This window comes from Streptomyces sp. MAI_2237 (genome assembly GCF_054189285.1).
This window is the reverse complement of record NZ_JAJPGQ010000003.1, coordinates 3,249,252-3,274,935: the sequence shown is the minus strand read 5'-3', so window position 1 is coordinate 3,274,935 and position 25,684 is coordinate 3,249,252. Positions and strand designations below refer to the sequence as shown.

Annotated in this window: 23 protein-coding genes; 9 read left to right on the top strand and 14 right to left on the bottom strand. The window is 73.9% G+C overall.

From position 1 onward, the window contains the following. Positions 1 to 157 precede the first annotated feature (157 nt). Positions 158 to 1,231: an ADP-ribosylglycohydrolase family protein gene (locus LN251_RS25395; RefSeq protein ID WP_458246412.1), complete on the top strand. Its 1,074-nt coding sequence runs from the start codon at positions 158 to 160 to the stop codon at positions 1,229 to 1,231. A gap of 25 nt (positions 1,232 to 1,256) precedes the next feature. Beyond that, the gene (locus tag LN251_RS25390; protein ID WP_458246411.1) at positions 1,257 to 1,751 is read left to right on the top strand and encodes an NUDIX domain-containing protein; all 495 of its coding nucleotides are present in this window, start codon (positions 1,257 to 1,259) and stop codon (positions 1,749 to 1,751) included. Between the two features lie 25 nt (positions 1,752 to 1,776). Here LN251_RS25390 and LN251_RS25385 read toward each other — a convergent pair whose 3' ends face one another. Next, on the bottom strand, positions 1,777 to 2,157 hold the full coding sequence (locus tag LN251_RS25385) for a hypothetical protein (RefSeq protein ID WP_458246410.1): 381 nt from the start codon (positions 2,155 to 2,157) through the stop codon (positions 1,777 to 1,779). An 80-nt stretch (positions 2,158 to 2,237) separates the two neighbouring features. Between LN251_RS25385 and LN251_RS25380 the strand changes: the two genes are divergently transcribed. Then, the gene (locus LN251_RS25380; RefSeq protein WP_458246409.1) at positions 2,238 to 2,990 is read left to right on the top strand and encodes an SIR2 family NAD-dependent protein deacylase; all 753 of its coding nucleotides are present in this window, start codon (positions 2,238 to 2,240) and stop codon (positions 2,988 to 2,990) included. 13 nt (positions 2,991 to 3,003) lie between these two features. Here LN251_RS25380 and LN251_RS25375 read toward each other — a convergent pair whose 3' ends face one another. Together LN251_RS25375 and LN251_RS25370 are read right to left on the bottom strand one after the other, a co-directional pair. Next, on the bottom strand, positions 3,004 to 3,486 hold the full coding sequence (locus LN251_RS25375; protein ID WP_458246408.1) for a methylated-DNA--[protein]-cysteine S-methyltransferase: 483 nt from the start codon (positions 3,484 to 3,486) through the stop codon (positions 3,004 to 3,006). Between the two features lie 20 nt (positions 3,487 to 3,506). Next, on the bottom strand, positions 3,507 to 4,979 hold the full coding sequence (locus LN251_RS25370; RefSeq protein ID WP_458246794.1) for an AlkA N-terminal domain-containing protein: 1,473 nt from the start codon (positions 4,977 to 4,979) through the stop codon (positions 3,507 to 3,509). A 159-nt stretch (positions 4,980 to 5,138) separates the two neighbouring features. Between LN251_RS25370 and LN251_RS25365 the strand changes: the two genes are divergently transcribed. Next, the gene (locus LN251_RS25365) at positions 5,139 to 5,498 is read left to right on the top strand and encodes an ArsR/SmtB family transcription factor (protein ID WP_058922177.1); all 360 of its coding nucleotides are present in this window, start codon (positions 5,139 to 5,141) and stop codon (positions 5,496 to 5,498) included. Between the two features lie 16 nt (positions 5,499 to 5,514). Then, complete coding sequence (locus tag LN251_RS25360) at positions 5,515 to 6,690, top strand: MFS transporter (protein ID WP_458246793.1); 1,176 nt, start codon at positions 5,515 to 5,517, stop codon at positions 6,688 to 6,690. Between the two features lie 587 nt (positions 6,691 to 7,277). Here LN251_RS25360 and LN251_RS25355 read toward each other — a convergent pair. Next, the gene (locus tag LN251_RS25355; protein ID WP_458246407.1) at positions 7,278 to 8,165 is read right to left on the bottom strand and encodes a M48 family metalloprotease; all 888 of its coding nucleotides are present in this window, start codon (positions 8,163 to 8,165) and stop codon (positions 7,278 to 7,280) included. 60 nt (positions 8,166 to 8,225) lie between these two features. Further along, on the bottom strand, positions 8,226 to 8,609 hold the full coding sequence (locus tag LN251_RS25350) for a BlaI/MecI/CopY family transcriptional regulator (protein WP_458246406.1): 384 nt from the start codon (positions 8,607 to 8,609) through the stop codon (positions 8,226 to 8,228). 217 nt (positions 8,610 to 8,826) lie between these two features. Here LN251_RS25350 and LN251_RS25345 point away from each other — a divergent pair, with 217 nt between their 5' ends. Next, positions 8,827 to 9,768 carry a lysylphosphatidylglycerol synthase domain-containing protein gene (locus tag LN251_RS25345; protein WP_458246405.1) on the top strand — a complete coding sequence of 314 codons (942 nt, stop codon included), beginning with the start codon at positions 8,827 to 8,829 and terminating at the stop codon, positions 9,766 to 9,768. Between the two features lie 30 nt (positions 9,769 to 9,798). Here LN251_RS25345 and LN251_RS25340 read toward each other — a convergent pair whose 3' ends face one another. The 3 genes from LN251_RS25340 to LN251_RS25330 form a co-directional block, all read right to left on the bottom strand. After that, positions 9,799 to 10,557: a phosphatase PAP2 family protein gene (locus tag LN251_RS25340; protein ID WP_458246404.1), complete on the bottom strand. Its 759-nt coding sequence runs from the start codon at positions 10,555 to 10,557 to the stop codon at positions 9,799 to 9,801. Positions 10,558 to 10,721: 164 nt separating this feature from the next. Further along, complete coding sequence (locus tag LN251_RS25335; RefSeq protein WP_458246403.1) at positions 10,722 to 11,336, bottom strand: phosphatase PAP2 family protein; 615 nt, start codon at positions 11,334 to 11,336, stop codon at positions 10,722 to 10,724. Continuing rightward, on the bottom strand, positions 11,333 to 11,998 hold the full coding sequence (locus tag LN251_RS25330) for a DedA family protein (RefSeq protein ID WP_404162093.1): 666 nt from the start codon (positions 11,996 to 11,998) through the stop codon (positions 11,333 to 11,335). Before LN251_RS25330 ends, LN251_RS25335 begins: the two co-directional genes overlap by 4 nt. A gap of 119 nt (positions 11,999 to 12,117) precedes the next feature. On the opposite strand from LN251_RS25330, the gene LN251_RS25325 reads away from it, so the two are divergent. Both LN251_RS25325 and LN251_RS25320 read left to right on the top strand, forming a co-directional pair. Further along, a complete protein-coding gene (locus tag LN251_RS25325; protein ID WP_458246402.1) occupies positions 12,118 to 12,543 on the top strand; it encodes a BlaI/MecI/CopY family transcriptional regulator in 426 nt (141 codons plus the stop codon). A 49-nt stretch (positions 12,544 to 12,592) separates the two neighbouring features. Continuing rightward, positions 12,593 to 13,546: a M56 family metallopeptidase gene (locus LN251_RS25320; RefSeq protein ID WP_458246401.1), complete on the top strand. Its 954-nt coding sequence runs from the start codon at positions 12,593 to 12,595 to the stop codon at positions 13,544 to 13,546. A gap of 29 nt (positions 13,547 to 13,575) precedes the next feature. Here the strand turns inward: LN251_RS25320 and LN251_RS25315 are convergent, their stop codons facing one another. Further along, positions 13,576 to 17,250 (bottom strand): glycoside hydrolase family 2 TIM barrel-domain containing protein, encoded by a 3,675-nt coding sequence (locus LN251_RS25315; RefSeq protein ID WP_458246400.1) that lies wholly within the window; start codon positions 17,248 to 17,250, stop codon positions 13,576 to 13,578. A gap of 530 nt (positions 17,251 to 17,780) precedes the next feature. On the opposite strand from LN251_RS25315, the gene LN251_RS25310 reads away from it, so the two are divergent. Then, a complete protein-coding gene (locus LN251_RS25310; protein WP_458246399.1) occupies positions 17,781 to 19,634 on the top strand; it encodes a M1 family aminopeptidase in 1,854 nt (617 codons plus the stop codon). Between the two features lie 58 nt (positions 19,635 to 19,692). On the opposite strand, the gene LN251_RS25305 is transcribed toward LN251_RS25310, so the two are convergent. The 5 genes from LN251_RS25305 to LN251_RS25285 all read right to left on the bottom strand — a co-directional run bounded on the left by LN251_RS25305 (position 19,693) and on the right by LN251_RS25285 (position 25,618). Further along, the gene (locus LN251_RS25305) at positions 19,693 to 20,484 is read right to left on the bottom strand and encodes a COG4705 family protein (RefSeq protein ID WP_458246398.1); all 792 of its coding nucleotides are present in this window, start codon (positions 20,482 to 20,484) and stop codon (positions 19,693 to 19,695) included. Positions 20,485 to 20,676: 192 nt separating this feature from the next. Then, positions 20,677 to 21,186, bottom strand: a complete 510-nt coding sequence (locus LN251_RS25300; protein ID WP_458246397.1) for an O-acetyl-ADP-ribose deacetylase — start codon at positions 21,184 to 21,186, stop codon at positions 20,677 to 20,679. A 76-nt stretch (positions 21,187 to 21,262) separates the two neighbouring features. Further along, positions 21,263 to 22,675, bottom strand: a complete 1,413-nt coding sequence (locus tag LN251_RS25295) for a phytoene desaturase family protein (RefSeq protein WP_458246396.1) — start codon at positions 22,673 to 22,675, stop codon at positions 21,263 to 21,265. A gap of 111 nt (positions 22,676 to 22,786) precedes the next feature. After that, positions 22,787 to 23,653 (bottom strand): inositol monophosphatase family protein, encoded by an 867-nt coding sequence (locus LN251_RS25290; protein ID WP_458246395.1) that lies wholly within the window; start codon positions 23,651 to 23,653, stop codon positions 22,787 to 22,789. Positions 23,654 to 23,791: 138 nt separating this feature from the next. After that, positions 23,792 to 25,618 (bottom strand): gamma-glutamyltransferase family protein, encoded by a 1,827-nt coding sequence (locus LN251_RS25285; RefSeq protein WP_458246394.1) that lies wholly within the window; start codon positions 25,616 to 25,618, stop codon positions 23,792 to 23,794. Positions 25,619 to 25,684: the final 66 nt, after the last annotated feature.

Below are 25,684 nucleotides of genomic sequence, written 5' to 3'. Positions count from 1 at the left end.
GTCGCGCCGCTGCGACCTTAACCGGAGCACACCCCCGCCGTCATGCACCGCCCAGAGCCTGAGAACGGCGTGGGAGCACCCTACGAGCGCCGTGGGGGGCGCCTGTGCGGACGTCCGAAACCGCACACGCGCGCCCGGAATTGGGTAAACCGGAAGCATGACCCCTGTGGGCACCGAGCAAGAGCTCGCCGACCGCGTCCTCGGGGGCTGGCTGGGCCGGATCGCGGGCAACATGCTCGGCAAGCCGGTCGAGCAGGGCGACCTGTGGACGCGGGACCGGATCGACCGCTATCTGCGGCAGGCAGCCGCCCTGCCCCTGACCGACTACCTCCCCGAGCCGGCCGTCGAGAGCGACGGCTTCGAACTGCGCCCCGAGTGGCGCCAGTGCGTCCGCGGCCGCATCCACGGCAGCTGCCGCGACGACGACGTCGACTACGCCATCCTCGGCCTGGACCTGCTGGAGACCCACGGCTTCGGCTTCAGCACCGAGCAGGTGGGCGACCTGTGGCTGCTGAGACTGCCGTACCTGCAGACGTTCACCGCGGAGCGGGCGGCGTACCGCAATCTCACGAACGGTCTCAAGCCGCCGCTGACCGCGACCTACGACAACCCCTACCAGGAGTGGATCGGCGCCCTGATCCGCGCCGACATCTACGGCTGGACCTGTCCCGGCACGCCGCGCCGGGCCGCCTCCCTCGCCCGCCGGGACGCGGTGCTGTCGCACACCGGCAACGGCGTGTACGGCGCTATGTGGGCGGCGGCGCTGATCTCGGCGGCGTTCACGGCGCCGACGATCCGGCACGCGGTGGACGCCGCGCTGGCCGTGATCCCGGCGAGCAGCCGCCTGGCCCGCACCGTACGCCGGGTCGTCTCGCTCCACGACACGCGGATGACCTGGGAGGACACGCTGACCACGGTCGCCGAGGAGACGGCCGGCCTGGGCTGGATCCACACCGTCCCCAACGCCGCGGTGCTGACCGCGGGCCTGCTGTACGGCGACGGGGACTTCACCCGCACCATCACGCTCACCGTCCGCGGCGGCCTGGACACCGACTCCAACGGCGCGACGGCGGGCTCGGTGGCCGGTGTCCTGACCGGGGCGGCCGCGATCCCGCCGCAGTGGACGGAGCCGCTGGAGGACACCGTGCGCAGCGCGGTCTTCGGTTTCGACGGCGCCCGCATCAGCGACCTGGCACGGCGGACGGTGCGGCTGGTGGGCGAGGAGGAGTGAGGCGGTGGCTGGTTACCCTTCCTGGATGAGCAGCTCTGAAGACTTCGCCGCGTACGTCGCGGGTCTGCCCCGCATCCTCTCCGGTGCCGCCGCCCTGTTCCGTGACACGGCGGGCCGGGTCCTGCTCGTCGAGCCCAACTACCGCGACGGCTGGGCGCTGCCCGGCGGCACGATCGAGTCCGACGACGGCGAGACCCCGCGCCAGGGCGCGCGGCGCGAGACGCTGGAGGAGATCGGCCTCGACCGCGAGCTCGGGCGCCTGCTCGCGGTGGACTGGGTGTACCGGCCGGGCTGGCCGCCGCTGGTGGCGTACCTCTACGACGGCGGCGTCCTCGGCGAGGACGAGCTGAAGGCGATCCGCCTGCAGGAGGAGGAACTGCTGTCCTGGCGGCTCGTGGAGCGCGCGGACCTCGGCGACTACCTCCTGGGCACCCTCGGCGGCCGCGTCCTGGCCGCCCTGGACGTCCTGACCGAGGGCTCGGGAACGGCGGAGCTGGAGAACGGGCGGCGGGTGGGCTGACCCCGCCCGTGCGCCGGTGCGCGGCTCAGGGGCCGCCGAGTTCGGCGACGAGGTCGGGGTCCCGCAGGCCGGGCAGGTCGTATCCCTGCTCCTCGTCCCAGGGGATGTCCAGATCGTCCAGGTGCACGTGCCAGTCGGCGTCCGGCAGGGCCCGGCGCAGCTCCGTCAGGGAGTCGAGCACCGAGGCCAGGACCGGGAGCATACGGCCGGGGTCCAGCGGCATCTTGGTGGACCCGGCGAGCAGCTCGTCCGGCTCGTCGGCGTTCCTGTCGTACAGGGTGAGGCACTCCTGGTCGTCGTAGGGGAACGCGGCCAGGTGCGCGGCGACGATGCGCTCCACCTCGGCCGACTCGGTCTCGGACGGCGGCAGGGCGCGGCGTGCGCGGTAGTAGAGGGAGACGCTCATGTGCCGAGCGTAGGGGTGGGGTCCGACAGCGGCCGATATCCGTTGGCCGGGCCGGGATCGCGCGATCTACCCTCGGTGCCATGTCCAAGCCCCTCGTCGCCGTCCTGAGCGGCGCCGGCATCTCCACCGACTCCGGCATTCCCGACTACCGCGGGCCGAACGGCCTGTGGCGGCGGGACCCGGAGGCCGAGAAGCTCGTGACGTACGCGTACTACATGGGCGATCCGGAGATCCGGCGGCGGTCGTGGCGGATGCGGCTCGAGAGCCAGGCGCTGGGCGCCGAGCCCAACGCGGCGCACCGGGCCGTGGCCGCGCTGGAGCGGTCCGGGGTGCCGGTGCGGGTCGTCACGCAGAACGTGGACGGGCTGCACCAGCTCGCCGGGATGCCCGCGCGCAAGGTGCTGGAGCTGCACGGCACCGCACGGCAGGTGGTGTGCACGGCCTGCCACGCCCGTGGGTCCATGGAGGACGCCCTCGCCCGGGTCGAGGCCGGAGAGGCGGACCCGCCGTGCCTCGACTGCGGCGGCATCCTGAAGTCGGCGACCGTGATGTTCGGCGAACGGCTCGACCCTGAGGTGCTGAGCCAGGCCGTCGCCGTCACCAAGGCGTGCCAGGTGTTCATCGCCGTCGGAAGCAGCCTCCAGGTGCAGCCCGCCGCCGGGCTCGCCGGTGTCGCGGCCGACCACGGCGCCCGGCTGATCATCGTCAACGCCGAGCCGACGCCGTACGACGAGATCGCGGACGAGGTCGTGCGGGAGCCGATCGGGACCGCGCTGCCGAGACTGCTGCGCACGCTGGGCGCCGAGGACGTACCGGCGACTCCGCGTCCGTAGTCCGTGCGGCCGGCTAGAAGAGCGCCGAGCCCCGCTCGAAGTCCAGCAACCGTCGCTTGCGGGGGAGACCGCCGCCGTAGCCGGTGAGGCTGCCGTCGGCGCCGACGACGCGGTGGCAGGGGACGATGATGCCGATGGGGTTCTTGCCGTTGGCGAGGCCGACCGCGCGGGAGGCACCAGGGCTGCCGAGGGCGTCGGCGAGTTCGCCGTAGGAGCGGGTCTCGCCGTAGGGGATGCGGCGGAGCTGGTCCCAGACCGTGCGCTGGAACGGGGTTCCGTGGAGGTGGAGTTCGAGGGTGAACTCCTTCAACTCCCCGCTGAAATAGCCGTTCAGCTGGTCCTTCGCCTCGCCGAGGACACTGTCGTCGCGGTCTCCGAAGGTCTCCTGCGGCGGGCGGTGGCGCTGGTCGGTCATGTAGAGGCCGCAGAGGGTGCCGGCCTCGGCGACGAGGGTGAGGGGGCCGTACGGGCTGTCGGTGACGGTGTGTCGTCTCACTGGATGTCCCTGCCTGTTCGCTACACCGGGAGGAAGTTGATGGGGTGGCTGTCGGTCGCCCACAGGTACTGGACCGCGTACGCCCGCCAGGGCCGCCAGGCCGCCGCGCGGGCGGTGAGGGCCGCCGGGGTGGAGGGCAGGCCCAACTCCTGGGCGGCGCGCCGGATTCCGAGGTCGGTGGGGAGGAAGGCGTCGGGGTCGCCGAGGGCGCGCATCGCGATGACGTCCGTCGTCCAGGGGCCGAAGCCGGGGAGGGCGAGGAGGCGGGCGCGGGTCTCCGGCCAGTCGCTCTCCGGACCCAAGTGGATGGTGCCCGAGGCCAGTTCGGTGACGAGGGTGGTGAAGGTGGTGCGGCGGCTGCGGGGCATCGCCAGGGTCTCGGGGTCGACGGCGGCCAGGGCCTCGGGGGCCGGGAAGAGGTGGGTGAGACCGCCCTCGGGATCGTCCACCGCCTCGCCGTGGGAGGTGACCAGGCGGGCCGCGTGGGTGCGGGCCGCGGCCGTGGAGACCTGCTGACCCAGGACCGCCCGCACGGCGAACTCCGCCTCGTCGACGGTCCGCGGGACGCGCCGGCCGGGGGCCTTGTCGACGAGCGGGGCGAGGAGGGGGTCCGTGCGCAGCTGTTCGTCGATCGCGACCGGGTCGGCGTCCAGGTCGAGCATGCGGCGGCAGCGGCTGATCGCGACGGGCAGGTCGCGCAGGTCGCTGAGGGTGAGGCGGCAGGCGATGTGGTCCGGCCGCGGGGTGAGCGACGCGATGCCGTGGCCGTAGGGCAGGCGGAGCGTGCGGCGGTAGGCGCCGTCGCGCCACTCCTCGACGCCGGGTACGGCCGTCGCGGCCAGGTGCCCGAAGAGGTTGTCGGGGTTGAGCGGGGCGCGGAAGGGGAGCCGGAGGGTCAGCGTGCCGGGCGTGGTGACCGGGTTCCTGCTCTTCGGCAGGCGGGCGCGCAGCTCGCTCGGGGAGAGGGCGAAGACCTCGCGGACGGTGTCGTTGAAGGTGCGGATCGAGGAGAACCCGGCCGCGAAGGCGATCTCCGCCATGGGCAGCGGGGTCGTCTCGATCAACAGGCGTGCCGTCTGGGCGCGTTGGGCGCGGGCCAGGGCGAGGGGGCCCGCGCCGAGTTCGGCGAGCAGCTGGCGTTCGACCTGCCGGGTGCTGTAGCCGAGGCGGGCGGCGAGGCCGGGGACGCCGTCGCGGTCGACGACGCCGTCGGCGATCAGACGCATGGCGCGGGCCACGAGGTCGGCACGCTGGTTCCACTCCGGGGAGCCGGGGCTGGTGTCCGGGCGGCAGCGCTTGCAGGCACGGAAGCCGGCCTGCTGGCAGGCGGCGGCACTCGGGTAGAAGGTCATGTTCCGGGGCTTGGGCGGGACGACCGGGCAGCTGGGCCGGCAGTAGATGCGGGTCGTCAGGACCGCCGTGAAGAACCAGCCGTCGAAGCGGGCGTCCTTGGACCGGACGGCCCGCACACAGCGCTCTCGGTCGGTGTGCATCCCGTTCTGCATGCCTCCAGCATCGGCTACGGAGACGGGCCTCGCTGGCGAGAATCCGACATCGACGTCGACTGCCCTGGGACGGCGCGGATCACGGGAAGGGCCACCGGTATGCGCTCGCCCGTTCGGCTGCCGGGGCCCGCTGGGTAGGATGCCCGCATGGGTCATGGAGCCGCCGCCGCGCAGGACGTCACCGAGCGCGTCCGTCTGGACGCGGGCAACGTCGCGAAGGTGGCGACCACGCTCCAGGCCCTGTCGACCCCCTCCCGGCTGCTGATCCTCGCCCGGCTGCGCGAGGGGCCGCTGCCGGCCACCGAGCTGGCCGCCGAGGTGGGGATGGAACAGTCCGCGTGCTCGCACCAGTTGCGGCTGCTGCGGAACCTGGGCCTGGTCGTCGGTGAGCGCCGCGGGCGGTCGGTCGTGTACGCGCTGCACGACCACCATGTCGCCGAGCTCCTCGACCAGGCCGTGTACCACGTCGAGCACCTGCGGCTGGGGATCAGTGACGCCGGGGAGTGACCCCGCGCGCCGGCGGATGTGGCCCTTGTACGCCGCCGGGTTCACCACCGCCTTCGGAGCGCACGGCATCGCCGCGAACCTCGGCGGCGCCGGCCGGGACGCCGTCACCTCGCTGCTGGTCCTGGGCGGTCTGCTCGCCCTGTACGACGGTGCCGAGGTTCTGCTCAAGCCGGTGTTCGGCACGGTAGCCGACCGGGTCGGGGCGCGGCCGGTCCTGCTGGGCGGACTCGTGGGCTTCGCCGTCGCGTCCGCGGTGTACGTCCTCGCGGACAGCCCCGGATGGCTGTGGGCGGCGCGGCTGGGGCAGGGGGCGGCGGCGTCCGCGTTCTCGCCGGCCGCCTCCGCGCTGGTGTCGCGGCTCAATCCGGCTGCGAAGCAGGGGCGGGCGTTCGGCAGTTACGGCTTCTACAAGTCGATCGGCTACACGCTGGGTCCACTGCTGGGCGGGGTGCTGGTGTGGGCGGGAGGGCTGCGGCTGCTGTTCACGGTGCTCGCGGTGCTCGGCGCGGCCGTCGCCGTGTGGGCACTCGTCGCCGTCCCCGTCGTACCGCCGCTTCCACGGGCGCGGCAGACCGTGCTGGATCTCGCGCGCCGGCTCGCGGACCCGGCGTTTCTCGTGCCGACGGCCGCGCTCGCGGGGGCGACGGCCGCGCTGTCGGTCGGTGTGGGGTTCCTGCCGGTGTCCGGCAGGGTGGCGGGGCTCGGGACGGTGGCGACGGGGGCCGCGGTGTCGGTGCTGGCCGCCTGCGCGGCGGTCGTCCAGCCGCGGGCCGGCCGGGCGCTGGACGCGGGCCGGCTCGGCGCGCGCACCGGCCTCACCGCGGGGCTGCTGCTCGCCGCCGCGGGCCTGGCCTGCGCGATGCTGCCCGGACTGGCGGGCATCCTGCTCGCCGCCGTCCTCATCGGCGTCGGCACCGGCCTGATCACACCGCTCGGCTTCGCCGCACTGGCCTCCGCCACCCCACCCGAACGCCTCGGGCAGACCATGGGCGCGGCCGAGCTGGGCCGCGAACTGGGCGACGCGGGCGGCCCGTTGCTGGTGGCCGCGGTCGCCACGACGGCGACACTGACGTACGGCTACGCGGCACTGGCGGTGGTCCTGGCGGGCGGCACGGCGGTGGTCGCGGTGACGGCGGGTGCGGGTGCAGGTACGCGGCGCGCGGCGCGCACGACGGGGGGACGGGACAGCTGACGTCGGCCGGGTCGCCGGACGGGTGAGCGGTGCGGCTGATGTCGGTCCCGCCAGTGACGCGGGGGCGCTGAGCGGGGCGGTTGACGTCGGCCGGGTCGCCGGACGCGTGAGCGGTGCGGCCGATGTCGGCCGGGTCGGCGGCGCGGGGGCGCTGAGCGGGACGATTGACGTCGGCCGGGTCGCCGGACGCGTGAGCGGTGCGGCCGATGTCGGCCGGGTCGGCGGCGCGGGGGCGCTGAGCGGGACGGTTGACGTCGGCCGGGTCGCCGGACGCGTGAGCGGTGCGGCCGATGTCGGCCGGGGCGGCGGCGCGGGGGCGCTGAGCGGGCCGGTTGACGACTGCCGGGGCGCCGGACGGGTGAGCGGTGCGGCCGATGCCGGTCCCGCCAGTGACACGGGGGCGCTGAGCGGGCCGGTTGACGACTGCCGGGGCGCCGGACGCGTGAGCGGTGCGGCCGATGTCCGTCCCGCCAGTGACGCGGGGGCGCTGAGCGGGGCGGTTGACGTCGGCTGGGGTGCCGGACGGCCGAGCAGCCGGGGAGCAGGCGACGTCCGCCCCGGGCCGACGGGCTGTCCGGGCGGCGCTCCTAGAGCGTGCCGCCCGTCAGCAGGCTCAGCAGGTCACCCGTGGCGTCCGCCGCTCCGAGGGCCGCGAGGGCGCCCAGGGTCAGGATGGCCGCGGCGACGGGGCGCAGACGGCGTGGCGCGGTGGTCTGGAGGGCGGCGACGCGGCGGGTGACGGCGCGGTCGGCGAAGTGCAGGACGCAGTCCGCGCCCTGGGCGACCAGGGCGGCGCGGGCCAGCGCGCGGGCCGTGGTGCGGCGGTCGCCGACCGCGCCCGCGGCCTGTTCGTCGGCCCAGCGTTCCACCAGGTAGGCGACGGCGTCGCGGACCGGCAGGAGCAGCGGGTTGCCCGCGGCGGCCAGGGTCACCGCGTGGACGTAGAACGCGTGCCGGTGGGTGAGGTGGGCGCGCTCGTGGGCGAGCAGGACCCGGCGTTCGGCGGGGCGCAGCGCGGCGAGCATGGCGCTGGTGACCAGGATCCGGCCCGGGTCGCCGGGCACGGCGAAGGCGCGGGGCCGCGGCGAGGCGGCGACGACGAGTTCGGTGCCCGGCGGGTGGCCCTCGCACAGCCGGCGCAGGGTGCGGCGGGTGGCGCGCTGGGTGCGGACCGCGCCCAGGATGCGGCCGACGGCGACCGCGAGGAGGCAGAGGGCGAGGACGGCCACGGCGTCCGGGACCGGCTCGGGCAGCGCGCGGCCGTCGGCGCGGGCGTGGGCGACGAGCGACGGGGCCTCGCCGGCCAGGGTCGCGGTCAGCAGCCCGAGGGCCCACAGCGAGGCGCCGGCGGTGAGCACCGCGGCACCGGTCAGCGCGCGGGCCGCCGCCGCGGGCGTCCCGAACCGGGCGAGCCGCGGGCCGACGGCGCCGAGCAGGAGCGACAGCAGCAGCGGGGTGTACACGTCGATCCTCATGCGCCCCCTCCTGTCCGCCCGTCGAGCCCGTATGCCCTACGCCGGCGCCGGCCGGCCACGTCACGCACCGCCGTCGGCCAGCAGCTCGCGCAGGGCGCTCTCCTCCTCGGGGCTGAGCCCGGTGACGAACTGCTGCAGGGCGGCTATCGGATCGGGCCCGCGGTCCAGGGCCCGGTGCATGGCCTCGGCGGTCATCTCGGCGGCGTTCTTCGCGGGACGGTAGGCGCCGCGCCGTCCGTCGGCGTCGCGCAGGACGAGGTCCTTGTCGTGCAGGCGGCGCAGGATGGTGTGCACGGTGTTGTAGGCGAGCCCGTCGCCGAGTTCGGACTGGATCTCGGCCGGGGTGAGGGGCCGTTCCGTCGCCCACAGGGTGGCGAGGATCTCGCTCTCCAGCTCCCCGGGGCTGCGTCGCTCGGCCCTGCCGCGAGGGGTCGTGCCTGCCATGGCCACCACCTTACGGTGCGTAGGGTCCCTCGGTCACCGACTCGCACCTGCCCCTTACCCGCCTCAGACGCCCTGCCGACCTACACGCTGTAGGGTGAATTCGGACCTTACACACTGTAGGGCCGGGAGGGTCGGGAGGGATGAGGATGACGACGACGTCCCCCGCCTCCCCCGCCTCCTTCGCATTCTCACGCGCCGCGGCGAAGCGGCACGCGGCATGAGCACCCCGGTCGGTCCGTCGACGGCCGTCGGCCGGCGGCTGCCGTGGCAGGGCCTGCTGGGGATCGTGGTGGCCGCGGGAGCCGCGGGGCTCGCCGTGCGGCACTGGCCGGTGCTGGACGCGGGGGCGGACCGGCTCGCCGTCGCCGACCGCGGATGGCTGTCGCTGGCGGCCCTGCTCGCCGTGCTGACCTGGGCGTGCTCGGCGCTCGCGCTGCAGGGGGCGGTGCGGGAGGCACTGCCCGTACGGCGACTGGTGGCGGCGCAGTTCGCGGCGTCCGCGGCGAACCACGTGCTGCCCGCCGGACTGGGCGCCGGTGCGGTGAACGTGCGGTTCCTGATGCGCTGCGGCCTGTCTCCCGGCCGGGCGGCGACGGCCCTCGCGGTCAAGGGCACGGCGGGCACCGTGGTGCGGGGCGCGCTGATCGCGGGTCTCGCCATGGCCTGGCCGGGCATGCTGCGGCTGCCGGCGGTGGGCCGCTGGCCCCTGCTCGCCGGCGCGGCGGTCGCCGTGGCGGCCGCTTGTGCGGCCGTGCTGCTGCGGGCCCGGCTGCGGCGCGCACTGGCCTGCGCGGTGGCCGATGTGCGCGGTGTGCACGAGCGTCCGGGGCGGGCGGCGGCCCTGTGGGGCGGCTCGCTGGTGTTCGCCGCGCTGCACACGGGCGTCGTCCTGGCCGTCGTACGGGCTCTGGACGGGCCGCTTCCGGCGGGGCGGGTCGCGCTCGCGTATCTCGCCGCGAGCAGCGCCGCCGTCCTGCTGCCGACCCCGGGCGGGCTCGGTTCCCTGGACGCCGCGCTCGCATGGTCGCTGACGGCGGCCGGGGCGCCGGCGGCGGTCAGCGTGTCGGCGGTCCTCGGTTACCGGTTGCTGACGGTGTGGCTGCCCCTGGTGCCGGGGCTGCTGGTGCTCGGCGGGTTGGTGCGCGCGAAGGCCCTGTGAGGGGCGGCGGCTCGGGCCACCGGCGCGGGCTCAGCTTTCCGGGGGTTCCGGCGCGGACGGAGAGTCCGGTGACGGTCGGGAGGACGTCGAGGGCGCGCGCGTCGGTTCGTTGTCCTGCGGTGCCGTACCGGAGTCGCCCGCCGCCCACTGCCACCATCGGGTCAGTCCCCAGCCGCACAGGGCGAGCCAGGAGACGGCGAGCAGCCAGCCCCCGAGGACGTCGCTGGCCCAGTGCACGCCGAGGTACACCCGGGTCGCTCCGACGGCGGCCGCCCAGCACACCGCGAGCACACAGGTCGTCCGCGCGAGGTCGGGGCGCGAACGGCGCGTGACGGCCCAGCAGAGCAGGCCCGCGGTAAGGGCGGAGGTCGTGGTGTGGCCGGAGGGGAACGAGTAGCCGGAGGCGTACGCGACCCAGTCGGCGGGGTTGGGCCTCGGCCGCGCGAAGGACTCCATCACCACGTCGCGCACCAGTTGCCCGGCGAGCAGCACGGCCAGGGCGCAGGGCACCGTCCTCAGCCGCTCCCGCGCGTCACGCCCGGCGATCACCCCGGCCACGGCGACGATCAGGTACGGCCAGATCCCCGACCCGGTCGCGGTGATGCCGCGTGCGAGGGCCTGCGCGACGGGTGGCCGGTGTCCGACGGCCCACGTGTGGAGGGCGCCGTCGCCGGGCAGCGGGGTCCCGTGCCGTACGCCCACCAGGACCGCGAGGCAGGCGAACAGTGCGGCGCAGAGGAGTCCGGCCCGCACCGTCCCGGACCGCACCGCCCGCCGCGTCTCACTCACGCGGATTCCTCCGTGCCAGTGCCCACGGCAACTCCTTTCCACCGCGCGGGACCCGCACCCGGCCCCCGCGCGTCCGCGCCCGCGGTCGTCGGCCGCCGCGACCGCCCCGGCTCCGCCGTACGGTCAGCCACCGCTCCGCGCCCGTCGTCCACTCCAGCGTGCGCTCAGCCACCGCCCCGCGTGCCCGTCACCAGCTCCCCGAACCGGGTTCCGGCCGCCCGCTCCACCAGGGGCGCGGCCCGGTCCGCCAGCAGCATCAGCGGCCAGGCGAGCAGGGCGCCGAAGGCGAGCCCCACCACCACGTCGTGCGGGTAGTGCACGCCGATCCAGACGCGGGAGACGGCCATCAGGACGGCGGCCAGGGCCGCGACCCGGCCCAGGACCCGGTCGGTCAGGGCCACCGCCACCGCCGCGGCCCCGGCGATCACCGCGTGGTTGCTGGGAAACGACCAGTCGCCCACCGCGGGGCACGCCTCGACGGTGACGGTGTGCAGCGTGCGGCAGGGTCTGTTCTCGGCGACGGCGGACTTGACCAGGACGTCGACGACGTAGCAGAGGACGACGACCACGGGGGCTGCCAGGGCCCGGATCAGACGGGCCTGATCGCCGCGGGCCCGCCACCAGGCGGCGAGCATCAGCGCACCGAACACGGCGAGGCCGTAGTCGGACCAGTCGGCGACCGTGGTGTCCACGGCGTGGGGGGTGTCGCGAGCCAGGTGGGTGATCCACAGGTAGAGGCCGCCGTCGACCGAGGCGCCGCCGAAAGCGAGGGGGGTCATGAGGAGACCTCCGAAGAGGCGCGGCGCGCCCGCGCGCGGCGTGCCTCGAGAGCGAGCGGGGTCAGGGAGGCGAGGACCACGACGGCGACCAGGGGCAGGAGGTAGCGGTCGACGTTCGGCACCGAGGAGCCCAGGGCGTAGCCGCCGAGCACGAGACCGACCGTCCACAGCAGGCCGCCGACCACCTGCCAGAGCGTGAAGACCCGCACCGGCACGTCCAGCGCACCGGCCAGCGGGTTCAGCACGGTCCGCACCACCGGCACGAAGCGGGCCAGCACGACCGCCTTGGCGTGGCCGTACCGGGCGAGCAACTCCTCGGCCCGGGCCGCTCCCTCGTGCAGCTTCCGCGCCCGGCTGCGCACCAGCAGCGCACGGCCTCCGCGCCGTCCGATCCAGTACCCGGTCTGCGCCCCGAGCAGGGCTCCCACCACGGCCGCGGCCAGCACCTGCCCGAGCGAGAGGTGCACGGAGCCGCGGACGCCGTTCGCGCACAGCAGTCCCGCCGTGAACAGCAGCGAGTCCCCGGGCAGGAAGAAGCCGACCAGCAGGCCGGTCTCGGCGAACAGGACCGCGGCGACGCCGAGCGCGCCGAAGGCGGAGAGCAGGGACCCGGCATCCAGGACGTTCACCGCTTGGGTCATGGCGAACTGGGCAGCTGCCATGCGGGCGGCCCCTCTCATACTGGAACGTGGACGGTGCGGGCAGAGGCCCGCGCCGGGCGACTACAGTCATGTAGACCGTCTACTGAACTGTAGACGAATAAGTGTCGAGGAGCGTTCCCATGCCCCAAGGGCAGATTGACGAGCCGTTCGACGGCCCGGACGACGGGCGCCCGGAACGGCGGCCGGCCGGCGAGCTGGAGGCGAGCGTCCTGGCCGCGCTGTGGGCGGCCGACGGCCCCCTCACCCCCGGCGCCGTCCAGCTGGAGCTCGGCCAGGGCCTGGCCCGCACCACCGTCACCACGATCCTCACCCGGCTGCACGCCAAGGGCGTGGTCACCAGGGCGCGCTCCGGGCGCGGCTACGCCTACGCCCCGGCCCAGGACTCCCCCGGTCTCACCGCCCGCCGCATGCACGCCGAACTCGACAAGGACGAGGACCGCGGCACCGTCCTCGCCCGCTTCGTATCCGATCTGAGCCAGGAGGACGAGCAGTTGCTGCGCAGTCTGCTGGCGGACGGCGCCGCGGGCCCGGACGACACCGCGTGACCGGCCGCCCGGAGCCGTCCGGCGCGACGGCGGCCTGTGGAGGAACCCTGTGATCTACGCCGTGTGGCTCCCGCTCCTGATGCCGCTGCTCGCGGTGCCCGTGGCCCGGCGCGGCGCCGAGCTGCTGTCGCCGCGGACGGCCGCGTGGGCGCTGACCGCCCTGGCGCTGGTCCTCGCCGGCTCCAGTACGGCCGCGCTGGCGCTGCTCGCGCTGGACGGCGCCCTGCGGCTGCCGTTCGTGGCGGCGCTCGGCCACTTCTCCCCGCATCTGCTCGGCGACGGTTCGTCCGCCACCGTGCCGGCCGCGGTCCTGGCGGCCCTCGCGCTGGCCGGCCTGGGCGTGCTGGTGCCCTGGCGGGCCCGCCGCCATCTGCGGGAACTGCGCGCCGCGCACCGCAGTTGCGGGCACGAGCCGGGCGCGGGCGACCTGTGGGTGCGGCCCGACGCCCGCCCCGACGCCTACGCCCTGCCCGGCCGGCCCGGCCGCATCGTGGTGACCACGGGGATGCTGCGCGCCCTCAGCGCCCGGGAGCGCGAGGTGCTCTTCGCGCACGAGCGCGCCCATCTCGTGGGCCGCCACCATCTCTTCCTCGCGGGCGCGGAGCTGGCCGTGGCGCTGCATCCCGCCCTGCGCGGCCTGCGGGCGCCGCTGTCGTACGCCCTGGAGCGCTGGGCCGACGAGTCCGCCGCGCGGGCGACGGGCGACCGTGCCCTCACCGCCCGCGCGGTCGGCCGGGCCGCGCTCGCCGCCGGCGCGGCAGGCCCCGCGCCCCGGCCGCGGCTGTCCCTGACGGCCACCGCGGGCCCGGTCCCCCGGCGTGTCACCGCCCTGCTCAACCGCTCCGCGCCCGCCGGCCGGCTCCTCCCGCGCACCCTGGCCTGTCTGCTGCTGGCCTGTGTCACGCTGTCGGCCGCCGCCGCCCTGGAGGCGGCCACCGATCTGCACAACGGCATCGAGGTCGCCCAGGGCGAGACCGGCCACCTCTCCCCGCAGGGTCGCTGACACCCACGCCGGAGGCGCCCTGCCTCCGGCTACCCGTTGACGTCCGTCGCCGTCGGCCGTCGCGTCGCGGCCGTGGGGTCGGTGCCGGGGGTCAGGGGCCGCAGGCGGTAGGTGTACGTGTAGTCGCGGTCGGCGAAGAGCTTGTACGCGTCGTGCGTCTGCGCGCCCCAGCTGTTGTCGCCGCCCACGCCCATCTGGCGGTGGCTGACCCGCAGGACGACCGCCTCGCGCGGGGTGAGCTGGTACGCGTGCCGCGCTCCCACGGACAGGTCCTCCGGGGTGAAGTGGGAGGCGTTGACCTCCAGCAGCGGCTCACCGGAGACGAGCAGGCCCTTGCCGCCGCCGTCCGTCAGGGCGATCCAGCGGACGTCGGTCTTGTTGCCGTTCTCCTGCGGGCGGATGTAGGGCGTCCACTGCCCGGAGACGGTCCCGGAGTACAGGCCGACGTCGGTGCCGTCGTTGCGGTCCCAGTGGTTCTCCTCGGGACCGCGGCCGTAGTAGCGCAGGTGTTCCAGCCGGGCGGGCAGGAAGAGGAGGGTGCCGACCTCCGGGATGTAGGGGAGGTTCGACGCGCCGGGATGCAGGGTGTTGTCGACCTTGATCTCGCCGTTGCCGAAGACCGTGCAGGTGGTGGTGTACGTCGACTCGACGGTCGTCGGCAGCGTGCCGCCGACCTTGATCTCGACGGCTCTGTCGCGCAGGGCGCGCACGGCGACGTCGGTCACCTTGCGGCGGGCGCCCGCGTCGCGCCACGTCTGGTTGCGGGTGTGCTGTCCGTTGCCGTGGTCGTTGTCGGTCGGCGCCCGCCAGAAGTTGGGGACGGGACCGGAGTCGATCAGGCGGGCGCCCCGGCTCTCGTACGAGGTGATGGTCCCGCTGCCCTTGTCCACGGTGACGGTGAAGTCCCGTCCTGTGACGGTGACATGGGAGTCGTTCTCCTCGTACCGCAGCGCCGGCACACTGCTCAGCGGTACGGGCCGCACCGCCGGACTGCCCGCGTCGAGCGGGAGTTGCCGCGCGGCCACCTCGAAGCCCGCCTCGGCCCAGGGGGTGGACTCCCTCGTGGTGAAGGAGAGTTCCAGGAAGTACTCGGCGCCCGGCGCGGGGTCGCGCGGCAGCCGGAAGGGCACGGTGATCTCCCGGGCGGACAGGGGCGGGACGTCCAGCTGATCCCGTGTGAGCCGTCCGCGTCCGATGACCTTCCCGTCCTCGACCAGCCGCCAACTGCCGTCGAACTCGCGCAGGTCGGTGAAGAGGTACTCGTTGGTGAGGGTCACCCGGCCCGCGGCGCCGCCGGTGGCGTCGATCGCCTGGTAGATCCGCTTGATCTCGGCCGCCTTGCCGGTGTGGCCGCGGTCGGCGGTGACGATGCCGTTCGCGCAGAAGTTGCCGTCGGTGGGGTTGTCGCCCCAGTCACCGCCGTAGGCGAGGAAGGTCTTCTCGCGCGGCCGCCGCTCGGTGAGGCCGACGGTGGCGGCGTCGAACCAGAAGCGCACGCCGTCGTCGCCGGGGCCGCGGTCCGTGGCGGCGAGTTCGGCGGCGGTGAGGGCGCGGGCGTACACCCGGGCGCGCCGGACGGTGCCGCTGAACTCGCGGGTGGGGTTGTCGGTGTCGGTGGCCAGCGCGAGCGGGGCGGTGTTGACGTCGGGCCGCCGGGTGGTGGACCTGGTGGCCCTCACCGCCCCGTCGACGTACAGGGTCAGCGTGCCCGCGTCGGCGTCGAAGACGCCCGCGATGTGATGCTCGGTGCCGGTCCAGTCGTCGGGCAGCGACCAGCTCGCGGTGATCCACTGGCCGCTGCCGTAGAGGAAGAACTCCAGGCTCCTGTCGGACTGTTTGAGGGCGTAGTGGGTGTCGCCCTTGGCGAGGATCGGCTGGTGATAGCCCGTCACGTGCGGGGTGGCCCATGCCTCCAGAGTGAGGGAGCCGGTGAGGTCGAGGCGCTCGTCCCGCTCGAAGACGGTGGCGCCGAAGACGCCCTTGTCGCGGTCGAAGGTGCCTGACGGGTTGACGATCTCGCCGTGCAGCGCGCCGGGGCCGGCCTCGGTGAACCGTTTGCGCGGCGGGGCGGGCCGCCGGATCGACTGGTCCACGAAGTCCCAGATCCAGCCGCCCTGGAGGACGTCGTGGCGGCGGACGACGTCCCAGTACTCCTTGAAGTTGCCGTTGGAGTTCCCCATGGCGTGGCTGTACTCGATCATCACGTACGGGCGGGTGTCGGCGGTGTCCTTCGCGCGGGCCTCGACGCGCGCGGGCGTCTCGTACATCGCCGAGCGGATGTCGCTGATCGTGGGGCGGTCGTCGCCCTCGTACTGGATGACGCGGGTGGGGTCGTAGGAGCGGATCCAGTCGTGCATGGCGACGAAGGTGCTGCCGCCGCCGGCCTCGTTGCCGAGGGACCAGATGACGACGGACGCGTGGTTCTTGTCGCGGTGGACCATGTTCTTGGCGCGCTGCACGCAGGCCGCGGTCCAGTCTGCGTGGTCGCCGGGGTACTGGTCGCGGATGCCGTGGGTCTCGAGGTTGGTCTCGTCCACGAGGTAGAGGCCGTACTGGTCGGCGAGTTCGAGCCAGACGGGGTTGTTCGGGTAGTGCGAGGTGCGCACCGAGTTCATGTTGAGGCGTTTGATGATCCGGATGTCCTCGACCATGTCGGCGCGGGTGAGGGCGGTGCCGCGGTCGGGGTGCATCTCGTGGCGGTTGGTGCCGCGCAGCGAGACGGGCTTGCCGTTGATGCGCATCAGGCCGTCGACGAGCGCGAACTCGCGCAGGCCGACGCGATGGGAGAGGGTCTCGATCACCCTGCCGGAGGGGTCGCGCAGGCGCAGGACGGCGGTGTAGAGGTGCGGGTGCTCGGCCGACCACAGCTTGGGGCCGGGTACGGCCCTGGCGGCCTGTACGGTCCTCTCGCCGCCGGCGTCGAGGTCCACGGTCTGCTGCAGGGGGCGGGACCAGACGGGGTGTCCGCCGGTGTCGTAGAGCTGGGTCTCGACGGAGTAGCGGCCCTTGTTGCCGCCGTCGTAGTCGCGCACGCTCGCGGTGACCGACAGCCGGGCGGAGGTGTGGTCGTCGCCGAGCGGGGTGTCCAGCTTGAAGTCGCGCAGGTGCACGGCGGGCGTGGAGTACAGGTAGACCGAGCGGAAGATGCCGCTCAGCCGGATCATGTCCTGGTCCTCCATCCAGTCGCCGTCGGAGAAGCGGTAGACCTCCACGGCGATCTGGTTGGTGCCGGGTCTCAGGTGCGGGGTGATGTCGTACTCGGCCGGGGTGAAGGAGTCCTCGTGGTAGCCGGCCAGGGTGCCGTTGATCCACACGTAGTGGGCGGACTTGACGCCCTCGAAGTGCAGGAAGGTGCGCCGTCCGGACCATGAGCGCGGCACGGTGAAGGTGCGTCTGTACTGGCCGACGGGGTTGAAGCGGGTCGGCGCGGCGGGCGGCCGCGCGTCCTCGCCGAGGCCGTTGGCGCCCCACCAGGGGTAGGTGATGTTGACGTAGATCGGGTGGTCGTGGCCGTGCACCTGCCACGCCGAGGGCACGGGGACGGTGTCCCAGCCGCTGTCGTCGAGGTCGGTGCGGTGGAAGTCGACGTCACGGTCGTCGGGGCGGTCGGAGTGCGCGAACTTCCAGGTGCCGTCGAGGCTGAGGCGGTACGGGGAGCGGGTGCGGTCGGCGGCCAGGGCCTGGCCGAGGTTGGCGTACGGCATCAGCGTGCTGTGCGGGGGCTCGGTGCCCAGCTGGAAGACACCGATGTCGCCGTTCCACTCCGGTGTGCCGTCGGTGGCGGCCGGGGCTGCCGTGCGAGCACCGGCCGGGGGCGCGGAGAGAGCGAGCGCGCCGAGGACGGCGGCGCCCGTCTCCAGCAGACGGCGGCGGCTGACGAGGCGGTCGGAGCGGGCCGGGCGGGGCGCGTGGGGGTACAGGATGATCGTGGCCTTCCTCGGGACGACGGTGCGGTGCGCGTACTGAGGGTGCGTCAGATCGTGTGGGGTGTTGTGGGATACGGGAGTTGCACCCTAGGTCTTCGAACAGAACCGGAGCAATATCACTGTCGGACTCTGTTCGCTTCTGAGCTTCCACCTCAGGCCGGTACGCCAATCCCCGTTGAGCCGTTCGGTGTGGCATGCTCCCGTCAAGCAACTGACGCACGCAGTCCACGACCACCCGCCGGCGCACCCCAGCCGGCCGGGCGGCCGCCGAGCAGGCCGCAACCCCGGCCTCCGCAAAGGAGTCACGCGTGAGAACCGTCCCCCACAGATCCGTCGTCGTACGCACCCTCGCCGTCGCCGCGCTGGCCGCCGTGTCCCTTCTCCCGGCCGGTCCGGCGACCGCCGCGCCCGACGCCGCGGCCGCCTGCACCCCGGCCCAGGTCGTCGCCAACGGCGGCTTCGAGAGCGGTACTTCACCGTGGACGCAGTCGTCCACGAACGTCATCACCAGCCGGACCGGACAGGCCCCGCACGGCGGCACGAACTACGCCTGGCTGGACGGCACCGGCGCCACCCGCACCGACACGCTCTCCCAGAGCGTCACGATCCCCTCCGGCTGCGCCACCGCCACCCTGTCCTTCTGGCTGCACATCGACACCGCCGAGACGACCTCCTCGACCGCCTACGACAAGCTGACGGCGAAGATCGGCGGCACGGCCCTGGCCACGTACTCGAACCTCGACAAGAACACCGGGTACGTGAAGAAGACCCTCGACGTCTCGTCCTTCGCGGGCCAGACGGTCACCCTCGCCTTCACCGGCACCGAGGACTACAGCCTCCAGACCAGCTTCGTCATCGACGACGTCGCCCTCGACACCTCCGGCGGCACGACCCCGCCGGCCGACTCGACACGGACCCCGGCCTCACCCTCGTACACCGTCAGCCTGAGCAGCGACAGCGCCGGCACCGTCTGGACCGGTCACGAGAGCGCGACCTTCACCAACGCCTCCTCGACGGCCCTCGGCGAGGTGTACCTGAGGCTGTGGGACAACTACCACGGCACCTGCGACGCCCCGCCGATCACCGTCACGAACGTCAGCGGCGGCACGGCCGGCTCCCTCTCCGTGGGCTGCACGGCCCTGCCGATCACCCTGCCGGCACCCCTTGCGCAGGGTCAGTCCGCCACGATCGGCTTCGACCTGGGCATCACCGTGCCCAGCGGCGCCGACCGGTTCGGCCACGACGGGGCGTTCAGCTTCATCGGCAACGCCCTGCCCGTCCTCGCGGTCAAGGACGGCTCCGGCTGGCACCTGGACCCGTACACCAACAACGGCGAGTCGTTCTACTCGCTGGCCGCCGACTTCAAGGTGACCCTCGACCACCCGAGCAGCCTGCTGGTCCCGGCCACCGGCACCTCCGTCGACACCCCCGGCACCAGCGGACGCACCGTCACCACGGCGACCGCCTCCAAGGTGCGCGACTTCGCGTGGGCGGCCGGGCCGTTCAGCAAGATCTCCGGCACCTCGTCCGCCGGCACCGCGATCAACGTCTACTCCGTGTCGGGCATCAGCTCCTCCGACGCCCAGTCGATGCTCAGCACCGCGAAGACGGCCGTCGACGCGCACGCCGGGCGCTTCGGGGCCTACCCCTACGGCGAGTTGGACGCCGTCATCGACAACAACTACTGGTTCGGCGGCATGGAGTACCCCGGCTTCGTCCTCGACCTCGTCAGCACCACCGCGCTCACCCACGAGATCGGCCACCAGTGGTGGTACGGCATCGTCGGCGACGACGAGTACAACAGCCCCTGGCTGGACGAGGCGTTCACCGACTACTCCACCGACCTCGCCCTCGGCAAGACCGGCACCAACTGCTGGAGCAGCGTCTCCTGGTCGTCGTCGGCGGAGAAGATCACCAACTCCATGGCGTACTGGGACGCCCACTCCTCCCGCTACTCCACCGTCGTCTACGGCTACGGCAAGTGCGCCCTGCACGACCTGCGCCGGCTGATCGGCGACACCGCGATGACCAAGCTGCTGAAGGACTACGCGACGTCGCACTGGTACGGCGTCTCCACCACGGCCGAGTTCAAGGCGGCGGCCCAGGCCGCGACGAGCACGGACCTGACGTCGTTCTGGAGCACGCACCGCATCGACGGCTGAGCGAGACGACCGCGTGACGAGGCTGCCGGGCCTCCGCGGGCCGGCAGCCTCTCGCGCCTCAGACCGCCGTGCCGGCGGGCGCGTCGCGGCGGGAGAGGGCCAGGTAGCCGACGAAGCAGGCGATGGCGGCGCTCCAGGCGAGCGTGACCGGACCCAGTCCCAGGGCCAGGCCGCCCCGGTGGTGCCCGACGGCCATCCAGTCGGCGAGGGAGGCACCGAGGGGACGGGTGACGACGTACGCCGTCCAGAAGGCGGGGACGGCGTTCAGCGCGCCGAGGCGATGGGCGACCGCGGGCACGCAGATCGCGACGCCGAAGAGCACCACCGATCCCAGGTACCCGAAGCCGACGGTCGCGGTGAGGTCCCCGGCGGCGGTGCCGAGGGCGAACGTGGCGAGGACGGCCGCCCAGTAGAAGGCCTCCCGGCGGCGGGTGCGGATGCCGTGGATGGACAGGGTGCCCTCGACGGCGTACCAGAGGGCGAAGACGGCGGCGAGCGCGGCGAGGAACAGCGGCGTGGACACCAGGTAGGGCACGCCGAGGCCGACGTGCAGGACGTCGGCGGCCATCGTGCCGAACACGCTGACCATGACGACGGCCGTCCAGTACACCCAGGCGACATAGCGGCGGACGGCGAACTGCAGCACCAGGGAGGCGGCCAGCGCGAGACCGCCGAGCGCGACCGCGGGCACGGGACCGAGCAGACGGGCCAGCAGGTCCGAGGCGGTCTCGCCCATTCCGGTGGTGAGCACCTTGACGATCCAGAAGTACACGGTGACTTCCGGGACCTTGTTCGCCATGGCGCGCAGGGGGACGAGTGGCCGGTCGTCGAGGAGGTGCTCTGTGGTCATGGAGCGCACGATGACACGCCGGACCGCCCGCGCCACAGGGGTCTTTACCAGGGCTTTGGGGCTTGCGGTGCATGAGTTTCATCAGCACGCGACCAGCCTGAAAGCAACCTGAACATCGCGGAACATCGCTGGTCGGCGAGCCTCGACTGCGCTAGGGCGTGCCCTGTAGGCGGCAAGGGCGCCGGGCGGGGGTCAGTCGAGTCGGCGGGCGAAGGTCTCGTAGGCGGTGTCGTCGAAGAGGACGAACCGCACCTCTTCGACGCCTGTGGGCGTCGCGCGCACCGTCTCCAGGGCGATCCGGGCGGCGTCGTCCATCGGCCACCGGTACACGCCGGTGGAGATCGCCGGGAACGCGACCGTCGCGGCGCCCAGTTCGTCGGCGACCCGCAGCGACTCCCGGTAGCAGGAGGCGAGCAGGTCGGAGCGGTCCTCGGTGGCCGACCAGACCGGGCCGACCGTGTGGATCACCCACCGCGCGTCCAGTCGGCCGGCGGTCGTCGCGACGGCCCGGCCGGTGGGCAGGCCCTTGCCGTAGTGCGACGCGCGCAGCCTGCGGCACTCCTCGAGGATCTCCGGGCCACCCCGCCGGTGGATGGCGCCGTCGACGCCACCGCCGCCGAGAAGGGAGGAGTTCGCCGCGTTGACGACGGCGTCGACGGACTCCTGGGTGATGTCGCCCCGGACGAGGGTGATGCTGGTCATGACTGCCTGTATACCCGACGGCACCGGGCGGGGCCCGCTTCGGACGGTACGGGGCCGTCGAGGGCGAGTGCGCGCGTCACCCCGTCTGCCGCAGCCTGCGCCAGACCGCCTTCGCCGCGTTGTGGCCGGACATGCCGTGGACCCCCGGGCCCGGCGGGGTGGCCGAGGAGCAGATGAAGACCGCCGGGTGGGGGGTGTGGTACGGGAACAGGGACAGTCGGGGGCGCAGCAGTGCCTGCAGGCCCGTCACCGCGCCGGTGCCGATGTCGCCGCCGACGTAGTTGGCGTTGCGGGCGGCCAGTTCGGGCGGGCCGGCGGTGGCCCGGGCCAGGACGCGGTCGCGGAAACCCGGTGCGAAACGCTCCAGTTGGCGTTCCATGACGTCCGTGAGGTCGCCGGTCCAGCCGCTCGGGACGTGGGCGTACGCCCAGAAGACGTGCTTGCCCTCGGGTGCGCGGGTGGGGTCGACCACGCCGGGCTGGACGGTGATCATGAAGGGCCGGTCGGGCGCCCGGCCCTCCCGGGAGGCCGCGCGCAGGGCGGCCCCGATCTCCTTGCTGTCCGCGCCGATCTGCACGGTGCCGGCGCTCCGGGCCTGCTCGGCGGTCCACGGCACCGGGCCGTCCAGCGCGTAGTCGATTTTGAAGACGCCGGGGCCGTACTTGTAGTGCTCGTAGAAGCGGCCGAAGCCGGCGATGCGGGCCAGGGCGGTGGGTGAGGTGTCGAAGACGTAGGCGCGCGCGGGCGGCAGGTCGTCGAGGCGCTTGACCTCGTAGTCGGTGTGGACCAGGCCGCCGAGGTCCTTCAGATACGCCGTCAGGGCGTCCGAGATCGACTGGGAGCCGCCCTCGGCGACGGGCCAGCCGCGCGCGTGGGCGGCGAGCGCGAAGACCAGGCCGACGGCGCCGGTCGCGAACCCGCTGAGGGGGGCCATCACATGGGCCACGAGGCCGGCGAAGAGGGTCTTGGCCGGTTCGTCGTGGAAGCGGCGGGTCAGCCAGGTCGACGGGGGCAGGCCGGCGAGTCCGAAGCGGGCGAGGGTCACCGGGTCGCGGGGCAGCGCGGTCGACGGCAGGGACATGAAGTCGCGGGTGAGGGTGTCCCAGCTGGACAGGAACGGCGCGACCAGCCTGCGGTACGCGCCCGCGTCCCGCGAGCCGAACGACGCGGCCGTCTCGGCGACCGAGCGGGACAACACGGCGGCGCTGCCGTCGAGGAAGGGGTGGGCCATGGGCAGCTCGGCGTGCAGCCACTTCAGGCCGTACCGCTCCAGGGGCAGGGCGCGGAACGCAGGGGAGTTGACACCGAGCGGGTGGGCCGCGGAGCACGGGTCGTGCCGGAAGCCCGGCAGGGTGAGCTCTTCGGTACGGGCGCCCCCGCCGACGGTGCCGCGGGCCTCGAAGACGGCCACGGAGAAGCCGCGGCGGGCCAGCTCCACGGCGGCCGTCAGTCCGTTCGGCCCCGCACCCACCACGACAGCATCGAGCATCGACGGCACCTTCGGACCCCTTCGTCAGCCGATGGCCACTGGGGGCCAGGATATGCCGGGGGTCTGACAGCCCCGGGGCTCGGGTACCGCCTGCCGGGACCGCCCTCCGGGTCAGGCCGCGCCCGACAGCAGCCCCACCACCCTGCGGGCCGTGGCCAGGTCGCGGGCCGCGGTGAACGGCAGGGCGTTGCCCCCGGTGATGCGGAACGGCTCGCCGGTCACGGTCAGGTGGGCGCCGCCCGCCTCCTCGACCAGCAGCAGGCCCGCGGCGTGATCCCAGGCGGCCTCCCAGGAGAAGGCCGTGGCATCCGACTCGCCGCGGGCGATCGCCAGATACTCCAGGCCGGCCGAGCCGCAGGCGCGCGGCGCGACGCCGTCGGTCCACAGGCCGAGCAGGGCCCGCTTCTGGTCGTCGGTGGTGTAGTCGGGGTGGGAGGTGGCCACTTGGAGGTCCCGGCCCGGTTCGGGCGAGCCGGCGTGGAGGCGCTCGCCGTCGAGGAAGGCGCCCTGGCCCCGCACGGCGGTGGCGAATTGACCGCGGGCCGGTGCGTACGTCCAGGAGGCGAGGAGGACCCCGCGGTGCGCGAGCGCGACCAGGGTGCAGAAGCCGGTGTCGCCGTGCACGAACTGGCGGGTGCCGTCGACGGGGTCGACGATCCAGACCGGGGCGTCGCCGCCGATCGCCTCGTACGTCATCGGGTCGGCGTGCACCGCCTCCTCGCCGACCACGACGGACCCGGGCAGCAGGGCGCCGAGCGCCTCGGTGAGGTGCCGCTCGGCCAGCCGGTCCGCGTCGGTCACCAGGTCGTGCGGTCCGTTCTTCTGGTCGACTTCGTGAGCGGCCAGCCGGCGGAAGCGGGGCATGATCTCGGCCGCGGCGGCCGCGCGGACCGCCTCCTCCACGTCGGCGGCGTGCTTGGCGAGGAACTTTTCGTGCCCGGCGAGAAACTCTTCGTTGGTTTCCGTGTCTTCGATCATGGCTCCATGAGAACACGCGCCACTGACAATCCCCGCCGGGCCGGTGGACACCCGGTGGAATCGGCGTGAACTCGGGGATTTCCGGACTGGGGGCTTCGTGTACTCGGACTCCGGGTGGCTCACCCGCGGGGTTCCGGATCAGCGGCCGACGGCGTATCCCTGCATGCCGCGCGGGTTCGCCGCCGCCGACAGGATGCCGGTACGCGGATCGCGGGCGACCGCGCACAGCCGTCCCTCGGACCACGGGTCGCCCACGGTGACGTGGTGGCCGCGCCGGCGCAGCTCCTCGACGACGTCCGTGCCGACCCGCGACTCCACGGTCACGCTGCCCGGTCGCATGCCGCGCGGGTAGAAGGAGCCCGGGAAGCCGTCGTTGTGCCAGTTCGGGGCATCGATCGCGCCCTGCAGGTCGAGGCCGCCGCGGACGGGTCCGCGCAGCGCGACGGCCAGGAAGAAGTGCAGCTGCCACTGGTCCTGCTGATCGCCACCGGGCGTGCCGAACGCCATCACCGGGACGCCGTCGCGCAGGGCGATGGAGGGCGTGAGGGTGGTGCGGGGACGGCGGCCGGGGGTGAGGGAGGCCGGCAGGCCCTCCTCCAGCCAGGTCATCTGCAGCCGGGTCCCGAGCGGGAAGCCCAGTTCGGGCACGACGGGGTTGGACTGCAGCCAGCCGCCGCTGGGGGTGGCGGCGACCATGTTGCCCCAGCGGTCGACGACGTCGAGGTGGCAGGTGTCGCCCCGGGTGGCGCCGTCCGGGGCGACGGGCGGCTCGCCGGGCACCGGGGAGGCCGGTCCCTTCGCCACGGTGGGCTCCCCCGCCCCCATGGGACTGAACCCCGGCTCGTCGGTGACCACCACGTGCGCGTGCGCGCTGAGCCGCGGCGCGTGTCCGCCGGGACTGCCGGGACGCAGCTCGTACGAGGCCTTGTCGCCGACGAGGGCGCGCCGGGCGGCGTTGTACTCGGCCGACAGCAGCTCGTCGAGCGGCACGTGGGCGGCGTCGCCGTACCAGGCCTCCCGGTCGGCCATGGCGAGTTTGCAGCCCTCGATCAGCAGGTGGAGATAGTCGGCGGAGCCGTGGGCGGGCAGTTCGGCCGGGAGCAGGGCGAGTTGCTGGAGCAGGACGGGGCCCTGGCTCCAGGGGCCGGCCTTGCACAGGGTCCAGCCGTTCCAGTCGTACGTCGCCGGGCTCTCGTAGGTGGCGGACCAGCCGGCGAGGTCGGCGGCCGTGAGGGTGCCTGCGTGGCGCTCGCCGCTGGTGTCCAGGGTGGGGCGCGCGGACTGGCGTACCAGGGCCTCGGCGATGAAGCCGGTGCGCCACACCTCGCGCGCGGCCTCGATCTGGGCGGTCCGGTCGCCGCTGCCCGCGACCTCGGCGAGCAGCCGCTTCCAGGTGGCGGCGAGGGCGGGGTTGCGCAGCAGTTCGCCGGGGTGCGGGGCCCGCCCGTCCGGCAGGTACACCTCGGCCGACGAGGTCCACTCCGTCTCGAACAGCTCGCGGACGGTCTCGACGGTCGCGCCGACGTTCTCCACGGGCGCGTGCCCGTGTTCGGCGTATCCGACGGCGTACTGGAGCACGTCGGCGAGGGATTTCGTCCCGTGGTCGCGCAGGAGCAGCATCCAGGCGTCGAAGGCGCCGGGGACGGCGGCGGCGAGCGGCCCGGTGCCGGGGACGAGGTCCAGGCCGAGTCCCCGGTAGTGGGCGACGCTCGCCCCGGCGGGTGCGACGCCCTGTCCGCACAGCACCCGCACCTCGCCGCCGGCCAGCGCGAGCAGGATCGGCACCTCGCCGGCGGGGCCGTTGAGGTGCGGCTCGACGACGTGCAGCACGAACGCTCCGGCCACGGCCGCGTCGAAGGCGTTCCCGCCGTCCTCCAGCACGGCCATCGCGGCCTGCGAGGCGAGCCAGTGGGTGGAGGACACCATGCCGAAGGTGCCCTGGAGGGTGGGACGGGTGGTGAACACGGGGGTCTCTCACCTCGTTGGCTGCGTGGGTGGCGTACATCGGCCGGGCTGACGGGGGCTCAGGAT

Excerpts from the sequence above, each read along its gene's own strand:
- LN251_RS25300 (WP_458246397.1), bottom strand. The coding sequence starts at position 21,186 with ATGACCAGCATCACCCTCGTCCGGGGCGACATCACCCAGGAGTCCGTC.
- LN251_RS25345 (WP_458246405.1), top strand. The coding sequence starts at position 8,827 with ATGAGCACCCCGGTCGGTCCGTCGACGGCCGTCGGCCGGCGGCTGCCG.
- LN251_RS25315 (WP_458246400.1), bottom strand. The coding sequence starts at position 17,250 with ATGCCGTACGCCAACCTCGGCCAGGCCCTGGCCGCCGACCGCACCCGC.
- LN251_RS25290 (WP_458246395.1), bottom strand. The coding sequence starts at position 23,653 with ATGATCGAAGACACGGAAACCAACGAAGAGTTTCTCGCCGGGCACGAA.
- LN251_RS25295 (WP_458246396.1), bottom strand. The coding sequence starts at position 22,675 with ATGCTCGATGCTGTCGTGGTGGGTGCGGGGCCGAACGGACTGACGGCC.
- LN251_RS25305 (WP_458246398.1), bottom strand. The coding sequence starts at position 20,484 with ATGACCACAGAGCACCTCCTCGACGACCGGCCACTCGTCCCCCTGCGC.
- LN251_RS25390 (WP_458246411.1), top strand. The coding sequence starts at position 1,257 with ATGAGCAGCTCTGAAGACTTCGCCGCGTACGTCGCGGGTCTGCCCCGC.
- LN251_RS25330 (WP_404162093.1), bottom strand. The coding sequence starts at position 11,998 with ATGGCAGCTGCCCAGTTCGCCATGACCCAAGCGGTGAACGTCCTGGAT.
- LN251_RS25385 (WP_458246410.1), bottom strand. The coding sequence starts at position 2,157 with ATGAGCGTCTCCCTCTACTACCGCGCACGCCGCGCCCTGCCGCCGTCC.
- LN251_RS25395 (WP_458246412.1), top strand. The coding sequence starts at position 158 with ATGACCCCTGTGGGCACCGAGCAAGAGCTCGCCGACCGCGTCCTCGGG.
- LN251_RS25325 (WP_458246402.1), top strand. The coding sequence starts at position 12,118 with ATGCCCCAAGGGCAGATTGACGAGCCGTTCGACGGCCCGGACGACGGG.
- LN251_RS25370 (WP_458246794.1), bottom strand. The coding sequence starts at position 4,979 with ATGCACACCGACCGAGAGCGCTGTGTGCGGGCCGTCCGGTCCAAGGAC.
- LN251_RS25350 (WP_458246406.1), bottom strand. The coding sequence starts at position 8,609 with ATGGCAGGCACGACCCCTCGCGGCAGGGCCGAGCGACGCAGCCCCGGG.
- LN251_RS25380 (WP_458246409.1), top strand. The coding sequence starts at position 2,238 with ATGTCCAAGCCCCTCGTCGCCGTCCTGAGCGGCGCCGGCATCTCCACC.
- LN251_RS25360 (WP_458246793.1), top strand. The coding sequence starts at position 5,515 with ATGTGGCCCTTGTACGCCGCCGGGTTCACCACCGCCTTCGGAGCGCAC.
- LN251_RS25365 (WP_058922177.1), top strand. The coding sequence starts at position 5,139 with ATGGGTCATGGAGCCGCCGCCGCGCAGGACGTCACCGAGCGCGTCCGT.
- LN251_RS25335 (WP_458246403.1), bottom strand. The coding sequence starts at position 11,336 with ATGACCCCCCTCGCTTTCGGCGGCGCCTCGGTCGACGGCGGCCTCTAC.
- LN251_RS25355 (WP_458246407.1), bottom strand. The coding sequence starts at position 8,165 with ATGAGGATCGACGTGTACACCCCGCTGCTGCTGTCGCTCCTGCTCGGC.